Genomic DNA, 14,451 nt, shown 5'->3' with positions numbered 1-14,451 from the left:
CGTCAGAGCCAGCCGTCGAAGAACTTTTCGCCGGCCCTGGCCCGCACCGTCCGGGCGGCCTCATCGCCGATGCGGGCGGCATCCTGTGCCGGTCCCTGCAATTCGACCGTGTGCGACTCCGTGCCGTCGGGTGAGATGATCAGGCCGGCGAAAGAGAGAGTTCCGGCCTCGATCGTCGCATGGCCGGCGATCGGGGTGCGGCAGGAGCCGTCGAGCGCCGCCAGGAAGGCGCGCTCGCAGGCCAGCGCCTGCCCCGTCCGAACATCATGGATCCCCGTCAGCATCTTTTCGACGTCGCGGTCGCCGATACGGCTCTCTATGCCGATCGCACCCTGCCCGGGTGCGGGCGGAAAAATGTCGAGCGGCATCAAATCGGTGGCGACATGCTCAAGACCGAGCCGCTTCAGCCCGGCATAGGCGAGGATGGTGCCGGCGGCGACGCCTTCGTCGAGCTTGCGCAGCCGCGTCTGCACATTGCCGCGGAACATCACCACGTCGAGATCCGGCCGCATGCGGCGGATCAGCGCCTGCCGCCTGAGCGACGACGAGCCGACCTTGGCGCCGCGCGGCAGCTCGGCGATGGCCTTTGCCGCCTTGCCGACAAAGGCATCGCGCGCATCCTCGCGCGGCAGGAATGCGCTGAGTTCCAGACCGTCCGGCAATCGCGTCGGCATGTCCTTCGACGAATGAACGGCGATGTCGATCGCGCCGGCAAGCAGCGCTTCCTCGATTTCCTTGGTAAACAGGCCCTTGCCGCCGGCTTCCGACAGCGGCCGGTCCTGGATGCGGTCGCCGCTGGTCGAGATGACGGCGACCTCGAAGGCTTCCGCCGGCAGGCCATGCGCGGCCATCAGCCGCGCCTGTGTTTCATGCGCCTGTGCCAGCGCCAGCGGGCTGCCGCGTGTTCCGATTTTCAAGATTGTTTGCATGGCGCGCGGTCCGTGATAACCCCCCGGCTGGCTTTGCGTTTCCGGCATTCTCCCTAAAGGGGAACGCCTGGCTACACAATCTCTTGGGATAGCGACGAATTGATCCGCGTTCTGGGCATTGAGACGAGTTGTGACGAGACCGCCGCCAGCGTCGTGGCGCTGGAAGGCGATGCCGCGCCGCAAATCCTGTCCAACGTCGTGCTTTCGCAGATCGAGGAACATGCCGCCTTCGGCGGTGTCGTGCCCGAGATCGCCGCCCGCGCCCATGTCGAGGCGCTGGACGGCATCATCGAGGCGGCGCTGGCCGATTCGGGCACAACCCTTGCCGATATCGATGCCATCGCCGCCACCGCCGGCCCCGGCCTAGTCGGCGGCCTGATCGTCGGGCTGATGACGGCCAAGGCGATCGCCGCCGCCGCAGGCAAGCCGCTGATCGCCGTCAACCACCTCGAAGGCCACGCGTTGACGGCGCGGCTGACCGATGGGCTCGAATTTCCCTATTTGCTGCTGCTGGTCTCCGGCGGTCACACGCAGATCCTGGCGGTGCGCGGTGTCGGCGACTATCAGCGCTGGGCCACCACCATCGACGACGCGCTCGGCGAAGCCTTCGACAAGACCGCCAAGATGCTCGGCCTGCCCTATCCAGGCGGACCGAGCGTCGAGACGGCGGCTCTATCAGGTGACGCCTCGCGCTTTGCCTTCCCTCGGCCGATGAAGGGTTCGGCGCAGCCCGACTTCTCCTTCTCCGGCCTGAAGACCGCCGTGCGCCAGGCGGCGACCGCGATCGAGCCGCTGAGCGACCAGGACGTCGCCGACATCTGCGCCTCGTTCCAGGCAGCGGTCGCCGATGCGCTGGCCGACCGCGTTTCGCGCGCGCTGGCGCGATTCAGCCAGACATTTCCCGACACGAAAAACCCTGCGCTGGTGGTTGCCGGCGGCGTCGCCGCCAACCGCACCATCAAGGCAACGCTGGAACGGTTGTGCGCCGAGGCCGGTTTCACCTTCGTCGCGCCACCGCTCAAGCTTTGCACCGACAATGCCGCGATGATCGCCTGGGCCGGCATCGAACGGCTGCGGGAAGGCATGGCGCAGGAGAACGGCTTCGATTTCGTGCCGCGCTCGCGCTGGCCGCTGGACAGCATCTCGGCGCCGATGGTCGGTTCCGGCCGGCGCGGAGCCAAGGCATGACTGGTCCAAGCGAGAACAGTCAGGGCATGGCCCGTCCCGGTAAAGGCGGCTGGCAGGTCGCCGTGCTGGGCGGCGGCGCCTGGGGCACGGCGCTGGCGCTGGCCATGCTGCGCGCCGGCCATAAGGTGCGGCTGTTCGCGCGCGATCCGGAAACCGTGGCGGCGATCGGCCAAGGCCAGAATCCGCGCTATCTGCCCGGCATCGCCATTGCGCCCGGCATCGAGGCGACATCGGACATTGCGGCAGCGCTCTCGGGCGCCGATTGCGTGCTGGCGGTGACGCCGGCGCAATCGCTGCGGGCGACGCTGACGGCCGCGAAGGACCATATACCGGGTGGCATCCCGCTTGTTCTCTGCGCCAAGGGCATCGAGCGCGACACCGGCGCCTTGCTGTCGGCAATTGTCGAGGAAATCCTGCCGCGAAATCCGGTTGCCGCACTGTCGGGCCCGAGCTTCGCCACCGATGTCGCCCGCGGCCTGCCGACGGCGGTGGTGGTCGCCGCCCGTGACGAGGCGCTGGCGGTCGACCTTGCCGCCCGCTTTTCCGCCGAAAACCTGCGTTGCTATTCGAGCGACGACCTGATCGGCGTCGAGATCGGCGGCGCCTTGAAGAATGTCTTTGCCATTGCCGCGGGCGCCGTCACCGGCGCCGGGCTCGGCGCCAGCGCCCAGGCCGCCATGGTGACGCGCGGCTTCGTCGAACTGCGCCGCATCGGTGCCGCCTTCGGCGCCAGGCCCGAGACCTTGATGGGGCTTTCCGGCCTTGGCGACCTGTTGCTGACCTGTTCGTCGGCCCAATCGCGCAACTTCGCCTACGGGCTGGCGCTCGGGCAAGGCAAGGCGCTTGCCGGACTGGCGCTGGCCGAGGGCGTGCCGACGGCGGCGATCGCCGCCCGCATCGCCGCCGAGCGCGGCATCGACGCGCCGATCATCGCTGCCGTGGCAGCCATACTGGACGGCGCCATCACCATCCGCCAGGCCGTGACGGGCTTGATGACCCGGCCGCTGAAGACCGAAACCAACGATTGATCCCCCAACTTCAACCCCCCAATTTCAATCTCAACGACCAGGAGAAAGACCATGCTGTTTGCTTTTGTTTGCAAGGATAAGCCCGGAAGCCTGCAGGTGCGCCTCGACACGCGGCCCGAGCATGTCGCCTTTCTCGAAGGGCTGAATGCGGACAAGAAACTGGCCTTCGCCGGTCCGTTCCTCGATGCCGACGGCAAGCCCAACGGCAGTCTCGTGGTCGTCGAGGCGCCGGATCTGGCCGCGGCGCAGGCCTTGTCGGCCGCCGACCCCTATGCCAAGGCGGCTCTGTTCGAAAGCGTCGAAATTCGCCAGTGGAACTGGACGTTCAACAAGCCGGCGGCTAGTTAATTCCGGTTGCCCGCACCTGGATCGCACGGAGGAGAAACATGAACTACTGGCTGTTCAAATCCGAACCCTCGGTTTTCTCCTTCGAGGCGTTGAAGGCCAAGGGCAAGGCAGGCACGCAATGGGACGGCGTGCGCAACTACGCCGCCCGCAACAACATGAAGGCCATGCAGATCGGCGATCTCGGCTTCTTCTACCATTCCAATGAGGGGCTCAACATCGTCGGCATCGCCGAAGTCTGCGCGCTGGCCCACCCCGACACCACTTCGGATGATCCGCGCTGGGAATGCGTGGACATCCGCGCGGTTCGCGATGTGCCGAACCCGCCGACCCTGGAACAGGTAAAAGCCAATCCGAAGCTTGCCGAAATGGCGCTGGTGCGGCTCGGCCGGCTTTCCGTGCAGCCGGTGACCCCGGCCGAATGGAAGGAAGTCTGCCGCATGGGCGGCCTGACGCCCGCTCCGTGACGGCGCTCACCCCGCACGGCGCGAAGCAATTCATCCTCGACAACACGGCGCTGATGGCGCCGCCGCACGTGCCGGAGATTCTGCTGCGCCTCGCCGGTGAAGCGCACGATCTGTGGCAGCGGACCGAGGACGAACTGGTCGAGATCGGCCTGCCGCCGCCCTTCTGGGCCTTTGCCTGGGCAGGCGGCCAGGGCCTTGCCCGCTATGTCCTGGACAATCCCGACACGGTGCGGGGCAAGCGCGTGCTCGACTTCGCCTCGGGCTCCGGCCTTGTCGCCATCGCCGCCGCCAAGGCGGGCGCCGCCGAAGTGATCGCCGCCGACATCGACCCGTTCTGCGCCACCGCGATCCGCCTCAACGGCGAGGCCAATGGCGTCGGGATCGGCTTCCTCGGCACGGATTGCATCGGCACCGATGCGGGCTGGGACGTGGTGCTGGCCGGTGACGTTTTCTACGACAAATCCTTCGCCGACCGCCTGATGCCATGGTTTGCGACACTCAAGGCGCGCGGAGCCGAGATCTTCGTCGGCGATCCCGGCCGGTCGTATCTGCCGAAATCGGGGTTGGAGCCGCTTGCAGTCTATGAGGTGGAAGTCACGCGGGCGCTGGAGGATTCCCTAGTCAAGCGCACCACCGTCTGGCGCTTTGCTTGACGCCATCGCCGAAGCGCCTGATACAGAATGCATGCATGTCGCATGGCCTGCATCTGGAGGGGGAAGCTCATGGATTTTTCAGCAGTGAACTGGCTGGCGGTCATTGCCGCCGCCGTCTTGGCCTGGCTGTTCGGCGCCGCCTGGTACATGGTGTTGAGCAAGCCGTGGCTGAAGGCCGCCAAGCTCGATCCGGCGACGATGAAGAAATCGCCGCTGCCTTTCGTCATCAGCTTCGTCGCCGAACTGGTCATGGCCTACATCATGGCGCTGGTGGTCGGGGCGATGACCGGCGGTGAACCGACATTGCTCGCCGGGCTTGTCTTCGGTTTCGTGCTCTGGCTGGGTTTCGTCGCCACGACGCTGTCGGTCAACCATCGCTACGAGAATTTCGGCTGGGACCTGACCCTCATCGACGGTGGCCACTGGCTGGGCGTCTTGTTGATCGTCGGCGCGGTGATCGGCTGGTTCGGCGCCGCGGCAAGCTAAGCCGGCGCATTGTCGATGGCGGACGAGTCCGGATTTCCACGCGACCAGGTGTTCACCCGGATCTGCCACGTCAAGCAAGGCTATGACGACCGGCGCCGCCACATCGTCCGCGAATTCGAGCGGCGCGGCGTGCCGGTCTATTTTTACACGGACTGGGACCAGGCAGACATCACGCCGGAAATCCGAAACGAGCTGGTCGCGCCCGCCCTTACCCACCTGGCGACCGTCTCGCTGGCGCTGAAACATGTCGGCATCTGGCGCGATTTCCTCGAGACCGACCAGCCCTACTGCCTGGTTTTCGAGGACGACGTCTTCCTCGCCCGCGACTTCGTCGCCAAGTTCCGGCAGGGGCTGGCTGAACTCGGCGGCTCAACGCGCAAGGCCGTCATCTATCTCGGCAATGGCAGCAACTACTACACGCCGAGTTGGAAATTGCGGAAGGGCCAGAAGCTTTATCCGGCTCTCCATGCAAGATGCGCCGATTCCTACCTTATCACCCGCCCGGTTGCCGAGGCCCGCTGCGCCTGGATCGCGCAAAACAAGATATCGACGGCGATCGACCACCAGATTGAGCAGATGGACGAGAGGCTCGGGGTTGAGATGCTTTGGTTCGAGCGGCCGATTGCCGAGCAGGGCAGCGAGAACGGCTCATTTCACACCTCCGTCGCCGGCAAAAAGCAGCCGCTTTTCTACAAAAAGCTGAAATGGACCCTGAAGAAGTTCCGACGCATGATCTTCGGCTACAACGCCCGGTCGTGACCGAAAGACAGGCCCGGCAGCCGCCTACACCTTCTCCGTGCCGTGCGTCTTTGCCGCTTCCTCCAGCAGCCACTCACGAAACGCTGCGATGCGGGCGTCGTCCTTCACGGTTTCCGGATAGACCAGGAAATAGGCGAATTCCGGCGCGACCTTGATGCCGAGCTCGAAGGGGCGCACGAGACGCCCCTGCGACAAATCATTGGCGACCATGGCGAAGTCGGCCAGCGCCACGGCATTGCCGTCGAGTGCCGCCTGCGTGGCATCGGTCGAGGAACCGAAGACGAGCGTGCGGCTGTCGTCGAAATCGTCGACGCCGGCCGCCTGCATCCACATGCTCCAGTTCGGCCAGGTGACGCCTTGCCGCGACCAATCGATATGCGCGAGCGTATGCCGGAAGAGATCGCGCGGTTCGTTGAGCGGCGGCCCGGAAGCCAGCAGCGCCGGGCTGCACACCGGGATGATGATGTTGTCGAACAGCCGGTGCGCGCAAAGCCCGGCATATCTGCCGGTGCCGAACCGGATGCCGATATCGACGTCGTCGCGCTCGAAGTCCCTGACATCGTAGGTGATGTCGAAACGCAACTCGATGCCCGGCCTCTGACCGCGGAAATCGTCGATGCGCCGCATCAGCCATTTCGTCGCGAACTGCGCGTCGAGCGTCACCTTCAAGAGCGCCGTGCCGCGCGTCATCTTGTGGGCGCGCGACACCGCACGGTTGAGCAGGTCGAGCGCATCGATCGACGCCTCGTGAAGCACGTTTCCCGCTTCCGTCAACCGCATGGTGCGGCTGGTGCGGGTGAACAGCACCAGATCAAGCTGATCCTCGATTTCCTTGACCTGATGGCTGACCGCGGCCGGCGTCAGCCCAAGCTCGTCGGCGGCGCGGGTGAAATTGAGGAGACGCGCCGCCGCCACGAAGGTCCTCAGCGCGCGCGTTCCGGGCAGGAGGCGAGACATCTGATCTCCAAATAAAACTTGATGATCTGAAAAGAACTACTCGTTTCCCGTTTGTTTTTCAATCCGGCATGATCTCGACATCGAGATACCTTCAAACCGGATTTGATATCCGGAGAAACCGGATAAAGCCATGACCGACATCGCTCTGAAGTCCCATACCGCCCTGAAATCATCTCTCCCGCAGTGGCTGCGCGCCACGTTCGACTGGCTGCGCCAGGCCAACGTCGCCGCCAGGCTTCCCTTGGAATCGGTCGACGACCTTTCCGACCGTGAACTGCGCGATATCGGCGGCGAACGCCGCGACATCGCCAGGGCGATGGACCGGGAACTCCGTGAAATCGGACTGCTGGGCACGGGTTGGCAGAAGCGATAGAAAAGGAAGTGGGCAGTAGGGGATAGACGTAGAAAGAGATCCCTACTGCCTACTGCCTACTGCCCATTCCCTACCGCACCACCTTCACCACCGTCCTACCCGACAGCAGCGGCAGCAGCCGGGCCATCGTGCGCGCGGTCACCGCCACGCAACCTTGCGTCGGCGTGAAATCCGGTCGCGCCAGGTGGAAGAAGATGGCGCTGCCGCGCCCGCGGCGGCGCGGCGCGATGTTCCAGTCGAGCACCAGGCAGGCGTCGTAGAGCCGGTCGTCGCGCCGCATGCGCTCATGGCTGGCGCCATAGGGGATCTTGACAGGCCTGTTGTAGTTGCGGTCGTCTGATACCTCGCACCAGCCGAGGTCGGGCCCGATCGGCGTCATCGCCAGCCGCGTCCGGCGGCCACCGGCAAACTGATCTCCCCGGAAATAACCCGACAGGATCCGCATCGAGCCGAGCGGCGTGGCGCCATCGCCCTCGCGCTTGTCGGCCGAGATGCCGCCACGCCCGAGCGCGCAGGCAAACACGGTTTTTCCGGCCTGCAGCAGGCCCTGGCTGGGGTGGCCGGGCCTTGCCCGCACGGTCAGCACACGCAGCCGTTTCGGCAAAATTGCGCCGGCTGCATTGCGATCGCGTTTTTTCTTGTATGATCGTGCCACGGAACAAATCACTGTGATCGGCTATTGTGTCGGCCAGCTTCCGCATAAATACGCAGCGGTCAACTGAATTTCATTTTCAAAACAACGGATTGATCCATGACTTCACGCACCATCCTAATCGTCGACGACGACGACGACCTGCGCGGCACACTGGTCGAGCAACTCGCCCTCTACGAGGAATTCGACGTGCTGCAGGAAGCGACTGCGGCAAAAGGCGTCACGGCGGCACGCGGCGGCCTCATCGACCTGCTCATCATGGATGTCGGCCTGCCCGACATGGACGGCCGCGAGGCCGTCAAAATCCTGCGCAAGGGCGGCTATAAGGCGCCCATCATCATGCTGACCGGCCACGACACCGATTCGGACACGATTCTGGGTCTCGAGGCCGGCGCCAACGATTATGTGACGAAGCCGTTCCGCTTCGCGGTGCTGCTGGCGCGCATCCGTGCCCAGCTGCGCCAGCACGAGCAGAGCGAGGACGCCACCTTCTCGGTCGGCCCCTACACCTTCAAACCCAGCCAGAAGCTGCTCATCGACCCGCGTGGCGGCAAGGTGCGGCTGACGGAGAAGGAAGCCTCGATCATCAAATATCTCTACCGCGCCGACCAGAAGGTGGTGACGCGCGACGTGCTGTTGGAGGAAGTCTGGGGCTACAATTCCGGCGTCACCACGCACACGCTGGAAACCCATGTCTACCGGCTGCGCCAGAAGATCGAGCGCGATCCTTCCAATGCGGAAATTCTTGTGACAGAAAGCGGTGGCTACAAGCTGGTTCCTTAAACATTTCATTATCCAATAAGCGGTCTGGGCGGGACCGCTTTCGGGTGCGATCCTGTTGGAGGGGATTAAGGATCGACTCGTGAAGGAGGGATTGGACTGACCGTTCGGGGACGCAGCTAGAGATGGCGTTGGATGACGACATCCGCATTCTGTCCGCCGTGAGGCTCTTCCAGGGTTTCACGCAGGAACAGCTGCGCCTGCTCGCCTTCGGCGCCGAGACCACCCTGCTGCAGGCCAACCACAAGCTCTACCGCGAGGACGACGAGGCCGATTCGGCCTATGTCGTGGTCAGCGGACGCATCGTGCTCTATCGCGAGCAGAGTGGCGAGCGTATCCCGATCGGCACCGCCGGCCCCGGCACCATGCTCAGCGAACTGGCATTGATCGCCGACACCAATCGGCTGACCAGCGCGTCGGCCGAAATCGATTCGGAAGTGATCCGGCTCAGCCGCAAGATGTTCCGCCGCATCCTCGAGGAATATCCGGAACTGGCGGTGAAGCTGCACCAGCGCATCTCCGAGGAATTCCAGGACATGATCCGCCGCATCGAGGAACTGGCGCCACGGTTTTCGGGTAGGTGAGAGCCGCGAATGGACTTCCGGCTTGTTCGAGCCACCGAAAATGACCTGCCCTTCATCATGGCCACCGAACGGCGCGCAGGCTACGATGCCTTTGTCGGACGCTGGGATGAGCCATGTCATCGCCAAGCCTTTGCCGACGGCACCCACGCCTATTTCGTAGGGATCGAAGGCTCGGCGCCGATCGGCTTCGTGATCTTGCGCGGTTGGGCTTCTGCCGAACGTGTGACACTGGTCAAGCGCATTGCCGTTGTCGCGCCGGGCCAAGGCCAGGGCCGGATGCTGCTGGCGGCAGCGATTGACCGGGCCTTTGTCGAAACCGACGCCTATCGGCTATGCATCGGCCTCTTTCCGGACAACCATCGCGCGCGGCGCGCCTACGAGGCTGTTGGATTCACAGCCGAAGGTATTGCGCGAGGAAGCGCGCTTTTCAATGGCGTGCACCGCGACGAACTGGTCATGGCGCAGCTGCGGCCGGAATGGGAACGTCGAGCAGGGACGCCGGCCTAAGGTGTGTTGAGATTCAGGTCAGGCCGAGCCGAAAATGGTGGCTTTCGAGAACCGGAGCGGAGCGTACTTTTGGGTACGTGAGCACCGGAAGCGCAGGAAGCCGCTATTTGCAGGCCGGCCTCACCTGAATATCGACATACCTAATCCAGGTCGAAGCGCGCGATGACAGGAACATGGTCCGACGGCCGCTCCCAGCCGCGCGCCGCGCGCAGTATTTCGTAGCCGGCGAAATCAGGCACCAGATTGGGCGACGACCAGACATGGTCGAGCCGCCGGCCCCGGTTCGATGCTTCCCAGTCCTGCGCGCGATAACTCCACCAGGTGTAGAGCTTCTGGTCTAGTGGCACGTTGTGCCGCATCAGGTCGACCCAATTGCCGGCGAGCCGCATCGCCTCGAAGTTTTCGGTCTCGACCGGCGTGTGGCTGACCACATTGAGCAATTGCTTGTGCGACCAGACGTCGTGCTCGAGCGGCGCGATGTTGAGATCGCCGACCAGCACCGAGGCGGACACCTCTGTGTGCTCGGCGCGAATAGCGTTCATCTCGGCGACGAAATCGAGCTTGTGCTTGAATTTCTTGTTGATTTCGGGATCGGGCTCGTCGCCGCCCGCCGGAACGTAGAAATTGTGCAGCAGGATCGTCTTGCCGCCGGCGCGCACCGTCACCGACAGATGCCGGCTGTCCTCGATCTCGCAGAAGCGGCGCTTTTCGACCACCTCGATCGGCCGCCGCGCCACCGTGGCGACGCCGTGATAGCCCTTCTGGCCATGGAAGGCGATGTGCTGGTAGCCGAGCCTGCGGAATGCCTTTTCCGGGAACAGCTCGTCGGGAACCTTGGTTTCCTGCAGGCAAAGCACGTCGGGCGCGTACTCGTCGAGCAGTCGCTCCACGATCGGCATGCGCAGACGAACCGAATTGATGTTCCAAGTGGCGACGGAAAAGGGCATTTGGCAATCCGGACAGCGTGCAGCCAGCCAGGATCGATAGGCCCTGACGGAGAAGACGCCTTTTGAGGGAGTCAGTCCGGAAACTGCCAGCCGCGGGCAGCAAAGACAAGCCGGGCGCCAGTTATTGATCTCGGCGCCCCTCATTGGCCTGCCGGGCATTTCTCCCCGCAAACGGGGAGAAAGAAACTGGTTTCAGCGCCGCCGCCGCAAACTTGCCGTAGCGACGGGAGCTATCTTGTCTTGGTGTTCAGCTCGCGGTTCGCCGTATAGTCGATGGCAAAGGTGTCGGGCGCGAAGCTGACGCCTTCCTTGGTGTTGAAGATCATCACCGTGGTGTCCTTGCCTTGCGCGTCGGTGATCGTCCACTGGCGCAGATCATAGGTTTTCGGATCGAACATCATGGTGATGCGCGCATTGCCGAACACCGACTTGTCGGAAAGCTGGATGGTGGTGAGATCGTCTTCTTCCTTGACGCTCTTGACGCGGTCGCCGGAGAGGTCGATCCGGTCATCGAGCAGCAGCTTCAGCGGCGTCTTCGACAGCGGATAAAGGTCCGATGTGTTCATTTTCTTGTTGAGTATGACCACCGACTTGCCGTCGGAAATCACCTTGAAATTCGACGCTCCATCATAGTTGAAGCGGATCTTGCCCGGCCGCTCGAGGAAGAATTTGCCGCCGGTCTGCTCGCCCTTGGGGCCAAACTGCACGAATTCGCCGCTCATCGATTTGACCGAGGAAAAATGGTCGGCGATCTTCTGCGCGGCGGCGGGCACGGCCGCCTGCGCCGAAGCCAGCAGCTCGAACCCGGGCACCACGTTGAAGGCGGCTGCACCCGTAGCGACAAGGCCGAAGCCGAGGAGCTGGCGGCGGGTCGGGGCAAAATCGCTGAGCTTGGAAAGATCGTTTTTCATGTCGGTCACTCTCGTGGTGATTCCTGTATCTGTCGCTGTCCTGAACCCCCAGTTGGGCTGAAGTTTGGCGGGGCGAACGCTGCTTAGTTGCTGAACGCGCCAGAGGGTTCGAAGTTGCCGTGAGCTCCCCGCCATCAGAACTTGTCGTCCTCGGTCGGCACCAGGATTTCGCGTTTTCCGGCATGGTTGGCCGGGCCGACGATGCCTTCCTTTTCCATCTTCTCGATGATCGAGGCGGCGCGGTTATAGCCAATGCCGAGCCGGCGCTGGATGTAGCTGGTCGACGCCTTGCCGTCGCGCAGCACCACCGCCACCGCCTGGTCGTAGGGGTCGTCGGAATCCTCGAAATTGCCGCCGCCACCGCCGCCGGAGCCACCGCCCTTGCCGGACGGCTCGTCCTCATCCTCGTCATCATCCTCGGTGATGGCGTCGAGATATTCGGGCACGCCCTGCAGCTTCAGGTGCCCGACGATCTTCTCGACCTCGTCGTCGGATACGAAGGGGCCATGCACGCGCTGGATGCGGCCGCCGCCGGCCATGTAGAGCATGTCGCCCATGCCGAGCAGCTGCTCGGCGCCCTGCTCGCCCAGAATGGTGCGGCTGTCGATCTTCGATGTCACCTGGAAGGAGATGCGGGTTGGGAAGTTGGCCTTGATGGTGCCGGTGATGACGTCGACCGACGGACGCTGCGTCGCCATGATGACATGGATGCCGGCGGCGCGCGCCATTTGCGCCAGGCGCTGCACCGCGCCCTCGATGTCCTTGCCGGCGACCATCATCAGGTCGGCCATCTCGTCGATGATGACGACGATGTAGGGCATCGGCTCGAGATCGAGGTCCTCCGTCTCGTAGATCGCCTCGCCGGTCTGGCGGTCGAAGCCGGTCTGCACGGTGCGCGAGATTTTTTCGCCCTTTTTCTCAGCCAGCTGGACCCGTGCGTTGAACCCGTCGATGTTGCGCACGCCGACCTTGGACATCTTGCGGTAGCGGTCCTCCATCTCGCGCACGGTCCATTTCAACGCCACCACCGCCTTCTTCGGATCGGTGACGACCGGCGTGAGCAGATGCGGGATGCCGTCATAGACGGAGAGTTCCAGCATCTTCGGATCGATCATGATCAGCCGGCATTCCTGCGGTGTCAGCCGGTAGAGCAGCGACAGGATCATGGTGTTGATGGCGACCGACTTGCCGGAGCCGGTGGTGCCGGCGACCAGCACGTGCGGCATCTTGGCGATGTCGACGATGACGGCCTCGCCATTGATGGTTTTGCCCAGCGCCAGCGCGAGCTTTGCCTTGGTCGTCTCAAAATCGCGGCTCGCCATGATCTCGCGCAGATACACCGTCTCGCGCTTGGCGTTCGGCAATTCGATGCCGATGGCGTTGCGGCCGGGCACCACGGCGACGCGGCAGGCGATCGCGCTCATCGAGCGGGCGATGTCGTCGGAGAGGCCGATGACCCGCGACGATTTGATGCCGGGCGCGGGTTCCAGCTCATAGAGGGTGACGACGGGACCCGGGCGCACGGCGATGATCTCGCCCTTGACGCCGAAATCCTCCAGCACGCCTTCAAGCAGGCGCGCATTCTGTTCCAGCGCATCCTTCGACAGGCTCGGGTCACGCGCGACGTTCTTCGGTTCGGACAGGAAATGCAGCGACGGCATCTCGAACTTGTCCGAGCCGATCAGCGAGGTCTGCGCCTCGCGCTGGACGCGTGCGCCAGGCGTCGGCCGCGGCGCCGGCGCCTCGACGCGGGTGGCGGCATCCGAACGGAACTGCTGCACCTTGGCCGTTGGCGCCGCACGGCGCTGGGTGACGGGCTCCTCGTCGAAATCCATGTCCTCGTCGTCGCGGTCGAAGATGTCGTCATCGTCTGGATCGACGGATACGCTGCGGTCATTGACCATGGCGGCGAAGAATTCCGGCTCGACGCGGGCGCGGCCATCCGGGCTCATCCGTTGCTCGGCGAATTCGGCCGATTCGACGCGCTCGGCGGCACGCCGCCAGGCGCTGGGGCGCGGCTCCATCTCCGGCTCGTACTCGTCGCGTTCCTGCCTGCGGCGCACCGCGCGGCGATGCATCCACGCGCGCAACGACAGCCACCAATGGGTGATGGCGCCGAGCGCCAATATGCCCTCGTCGCCCTCATCCTCTTCATTGTCGAACAGAAGATCGTCCTCGCGCGGGTCCGCGGCCGCCGGCTCTTCCATCACGGCGAAGCCGTTCTTGCGCCCGATCAGCGCCGAGCCATAGGCGAACAGCCAGAGCGCCGGCACGGCCAGCAGCACGGCGAGCACGCTGGCGATCAGCCCGGTCGGATAGCCGCCGATCAGCACGCCGGGAATCTTGAGCACCATGTCGCCAAACACGCCGCCGAGGCCGGTGGGCAGCGGCCAGGTCTTGGGCGGAACGATGCAGCCGGCGATCGCGGCGGCGAGCAGCGCGAAGCCGAACCAGAACAGCCCACGCTTGGGCAGCCTGTCGACGCCGCGCGCCGAAAACAAGAGATACCCCCAGATGACAGCCGGAACCAGCGCCGCGACAGCGGCAAGGCCGAAGAACTGCATGGCGAGGTCGGAGAAAACCGCGCCGGCATAGCCCATGGCGTTGGTGACGGTGTTGCTGGTGGCGTGTGAGAAGCTTGGATCGGCAACGTTCCAAGTGGCGAGGCTGGCAACCCCGAAGGCCACAGCCAGAAACATGCCGGCGCCGACCAGCCGGCCGACCTGGCGCCGCGCGAAAGCCTGGATGCCGTGCCCCGTATCGGTCATCGCGAGCGGTGCTGAAGCCCCTGAACGCATGCTCTTCCCCGTCAGTGATTGCCTGGCCCGAGCGCATGACGCACTCCGGCAGATTCGGATGCCAGACTATCGGTGGGAAGGTTAAGG

17 protein-coding genes are annotated in these 14,451 nt (G+C 64.3%); 11 read left to right on the top strand and 6 right to left on the bottom strand.

Features of this window, described 5'->3' with window-relative positions:
• Positions 1-2: 2 nt before the first annotated feature.
• Positions 3-929, bottom strand: a complete 927-nt coding sequence (hemC, locus tag D3242_RS08480) for a hydroxymethylbilane synthase (RefSeq protein ID WP_064981444.1) — start codon at positions 927-929, stop codon at positions 3-5.
• 102 nt (positions 930-1,031) lie between these two features.
• On the opposite strand from hemC, the gene tsaD reads away from it, so the two are divergent.
• The 7 genes from tsaD to D3242_RS08445 all read left to right on the top strand — a co-directional run bounded on the left by tsaD (position 1,032) and on the right by D3242_RS08445 (position 5,855).
• Entirely contained in the window at positions 1,032-2,117 is a 1,086-nt protein-coding gene (gene tsaD / locus D3242_RS08475) for a tRNA (adenosine(37)-N6)-threonylcarbamoyltransferase complex transferase subunit TsaD (RefSeq protein WP_171880410.1), read from the top strand.
• Complete coding sequence (locus D3242_RS08470) at positions 2,114-3,145, top strand: NAD(P)H-dependent glycerol-3-phosphate dehydrogenase (RefSeq protein WP_019861974.1); 1,032 nt, start codon at positions 2,114-2,116, stop codon at positions 3,143-3,145. Before tsaD ends, D3242_RS08470 begins: the two co-directional genes overlap by 4 nt.
• Positions 3,146-3,196: 51 nt before the next feature.
• Entirely contained in the window at positions 3,197-3,493 is a 297-nt protein-coding gene (locus tag D3242_RS08465) for a YciI-like protein (protein ID WP_064981446.1), read from the top strand.
• 38 nt (positions 3,494-3,531) lie between these two features.
• Positions 3,532-3,957 carry an EVE domain-containing protein gene (locus D3242_RS08460; RefSeq protein WP_019861976.1) on the top strand — a complete coding sequence of 142 codons (426 nt, stop codon included), beginning with the start codon at positions 3,532-3,534 and terminating at the stop codon, positions 3,955-3,957.
• Entirely contained in the window at positions 3,912-4,610 is a 699-nt protein-coding gene (locus tag D3242_RS08455; protein ID WP_394811825.1) for a class I SAM-dependent methyltransferase, read from the top strand. The genes D3242_RS08460 and D3242_RS08455 overlap by 46 nt, the downstream gene beginning before the upstream one ends.
• 69 nt (positions 4,611-4,679) lie before the next feature.
• Positions 4,680-5,096: a DUF1761 domain-containing protein gene (locus D3242_RS08450; RefSeq protein ID WP_064981451.1), complete on the top strand. Its 417-nt coding sequence runs from the start codon at positions 4,680-4,682 to the stop codon at positions 5,094-5,096.
• 15 nt (positions 5,097-5,111) lie between these two features.
• Positions 5,112-5,855, top strand: a complete 744-nt coding sequence (locus tag D3242_RS08445; RefSeq protein ID WP_064981453.1) for a glycosyltransferase family 25 protein — start codon at positions 5,112-5,114, stop codon at positions 5,853-5,855.
• Between the two features lie 24 nt (positions 5,856-5,879).
• Here the strand turns inward: D3242_RS08445 and D3242_RS08440 are convergent, their stop codons facing one another.
• A complete protein-coding gene (locus D3242_RS08440) occupies positions 5,880-6,812 on the bottom strand; it encodes a LysR substrate-binding domain-containing protein (protein ID WP_064981455.1) in 933 nt (310 codons plus the stop codon).
• A gap of 130 nt (positions 6,813-6,942) precedes the next feature.
• On the opposite strand from D3242_RS08440, the gene D3242_RS08435 reads away from it, so the two are divergent.
• Complete coding sequence (locus D3242_RS08435; RefSeq protein ID WP_038650500.1) at positions 6,943-7,185, top strand: hypothetical protein; 243 nt, start codon at positions 6,943-6,945, stop codon at positions 7,183-7,185.
• 70 nt (positions 7,186-7,255) lie between these two features.
• Here the strand turns inward: D3242_RS08435 and D3242_RS08430 are convergent, their stop codons facing one another.
• Positions 7,256-7,792: a L,D-transpeptidase family protein gene (locus D3242_RS08430; protein WP_223217913.1), complete on the bottom strand. Its 537-nt coding sequence runs from the start codon at positions 7,790-7,792 to the stop codon at positions 7,256-7,258.
• A 144-nt stretch (positions 7,793-7,936) separates the two neighbouring features.
• Between D3242_RS08430 and D3242_RS08425 the strand changes: the two genes are divergently transcribed.
• The 3 genes from D3242_RS08425 (at position 7,937) to D3242_RS08415 (ending at position 9,708) form a co-directional block, all read left to right on the top strand.
• Positions 7,937-8,620 carry a response regulator transcription factor gene (locus D3242_RS08425; protein ID WP_010912284.1) on the top strand — a complete coding sequence of 228 codons (684 nt, stop codon included), beginning with the start codon at positions 7,937-7,939 and terminating at the stop codon, positions 8,618-8,620.
• A gap of 122 nt (positions 8,621-8,742) precedes the next feature.
• Positions 8,743-9,201, top strand: coding sequence for a cyclic nucleotide-binding domain-containing protein (locus D3242_RS08420; RefSeq protein WP_038650502.1), 459 nt, complete (start codon positions 8,743-8,745; stop codon positions 9,199-9,201).
• Positions 9,202-9,210: 9 nt separating this feature from the next.
• Positions 9,211-9,708: a GNAT family N-acetyltransferase gene (locus tag D3242_RS08415; protein ID WP_064981457.1), complete on the top strand. Its 498-nt coding sequence runs from the start codon at positions 9,211-9,213 to the stop codon at positions 9,706-9,708.
• A gap of 140 nt (positions 9,709-9,848) precedes the next feature.
• Here D3242_RS08415 and D3242_RS08410 read toward each other — a convergent pair whose 3' ends face one another.
• The 3 genes from D3242_RS08410 to D3242_RS08400 all read right to left on the bottom strand — a co-directional run bounded on the left by D3242_RS08410 (position 9,849) and on the right by D3242_RS08400 (position 14,364).
• Positions 9,849-10,655 carry an exodeoxyribonuclease III gene (locus D3242_RS08410; protein WP_038650507.1) on the bottom strand — a complete coding sequence of 269 codons (807 nt, stop codon included), beginning with the start codon at positions 10,653-10,655 and terminating at the stop codon, positions 9,849-9,851.
• 230 nt (positions 10,656-10,885) lie between these two features.
• Positions 10,886-11,566, bottom strand: coding sequence for an outer membrane lipoprotein carrier protein LolA (locus tag D3242_RS08405; protein ID WP_027047537.1), 681 nt, complete (start codon positions 11,564-11,566; stop codon positions 10,886-10,888).
• 134 nt (positions 11,567-11,700) lie between these two features.
• Positions 11,701-14,364, bottom strand: coding sequence for a DNA translocase FtsK (locus tag D3242_RS08400; RefSeq protein ID WP_064981460.1), 2,664 nt, complete (start codon positions 14,362-14,364; stop codon positions 11,701-11,703).
• Between the last annotated feature and the right edge of the window lie 87 nt (positions 14,365-14,451).

The sequence above is a fragment of the Mesorhizobium jarvisii genome (assembly GCF_003601985.1).
GTDB lineage: Bacteria > Pseudomonadota > Alphaproteobacteria > Rhizobiales > Rhizobiaceae > Mesorhizobium > Mesorhizobium jarvisii.
This window is presented reverse-complemented; position numbering and strand designations above follow the sequence as displayed.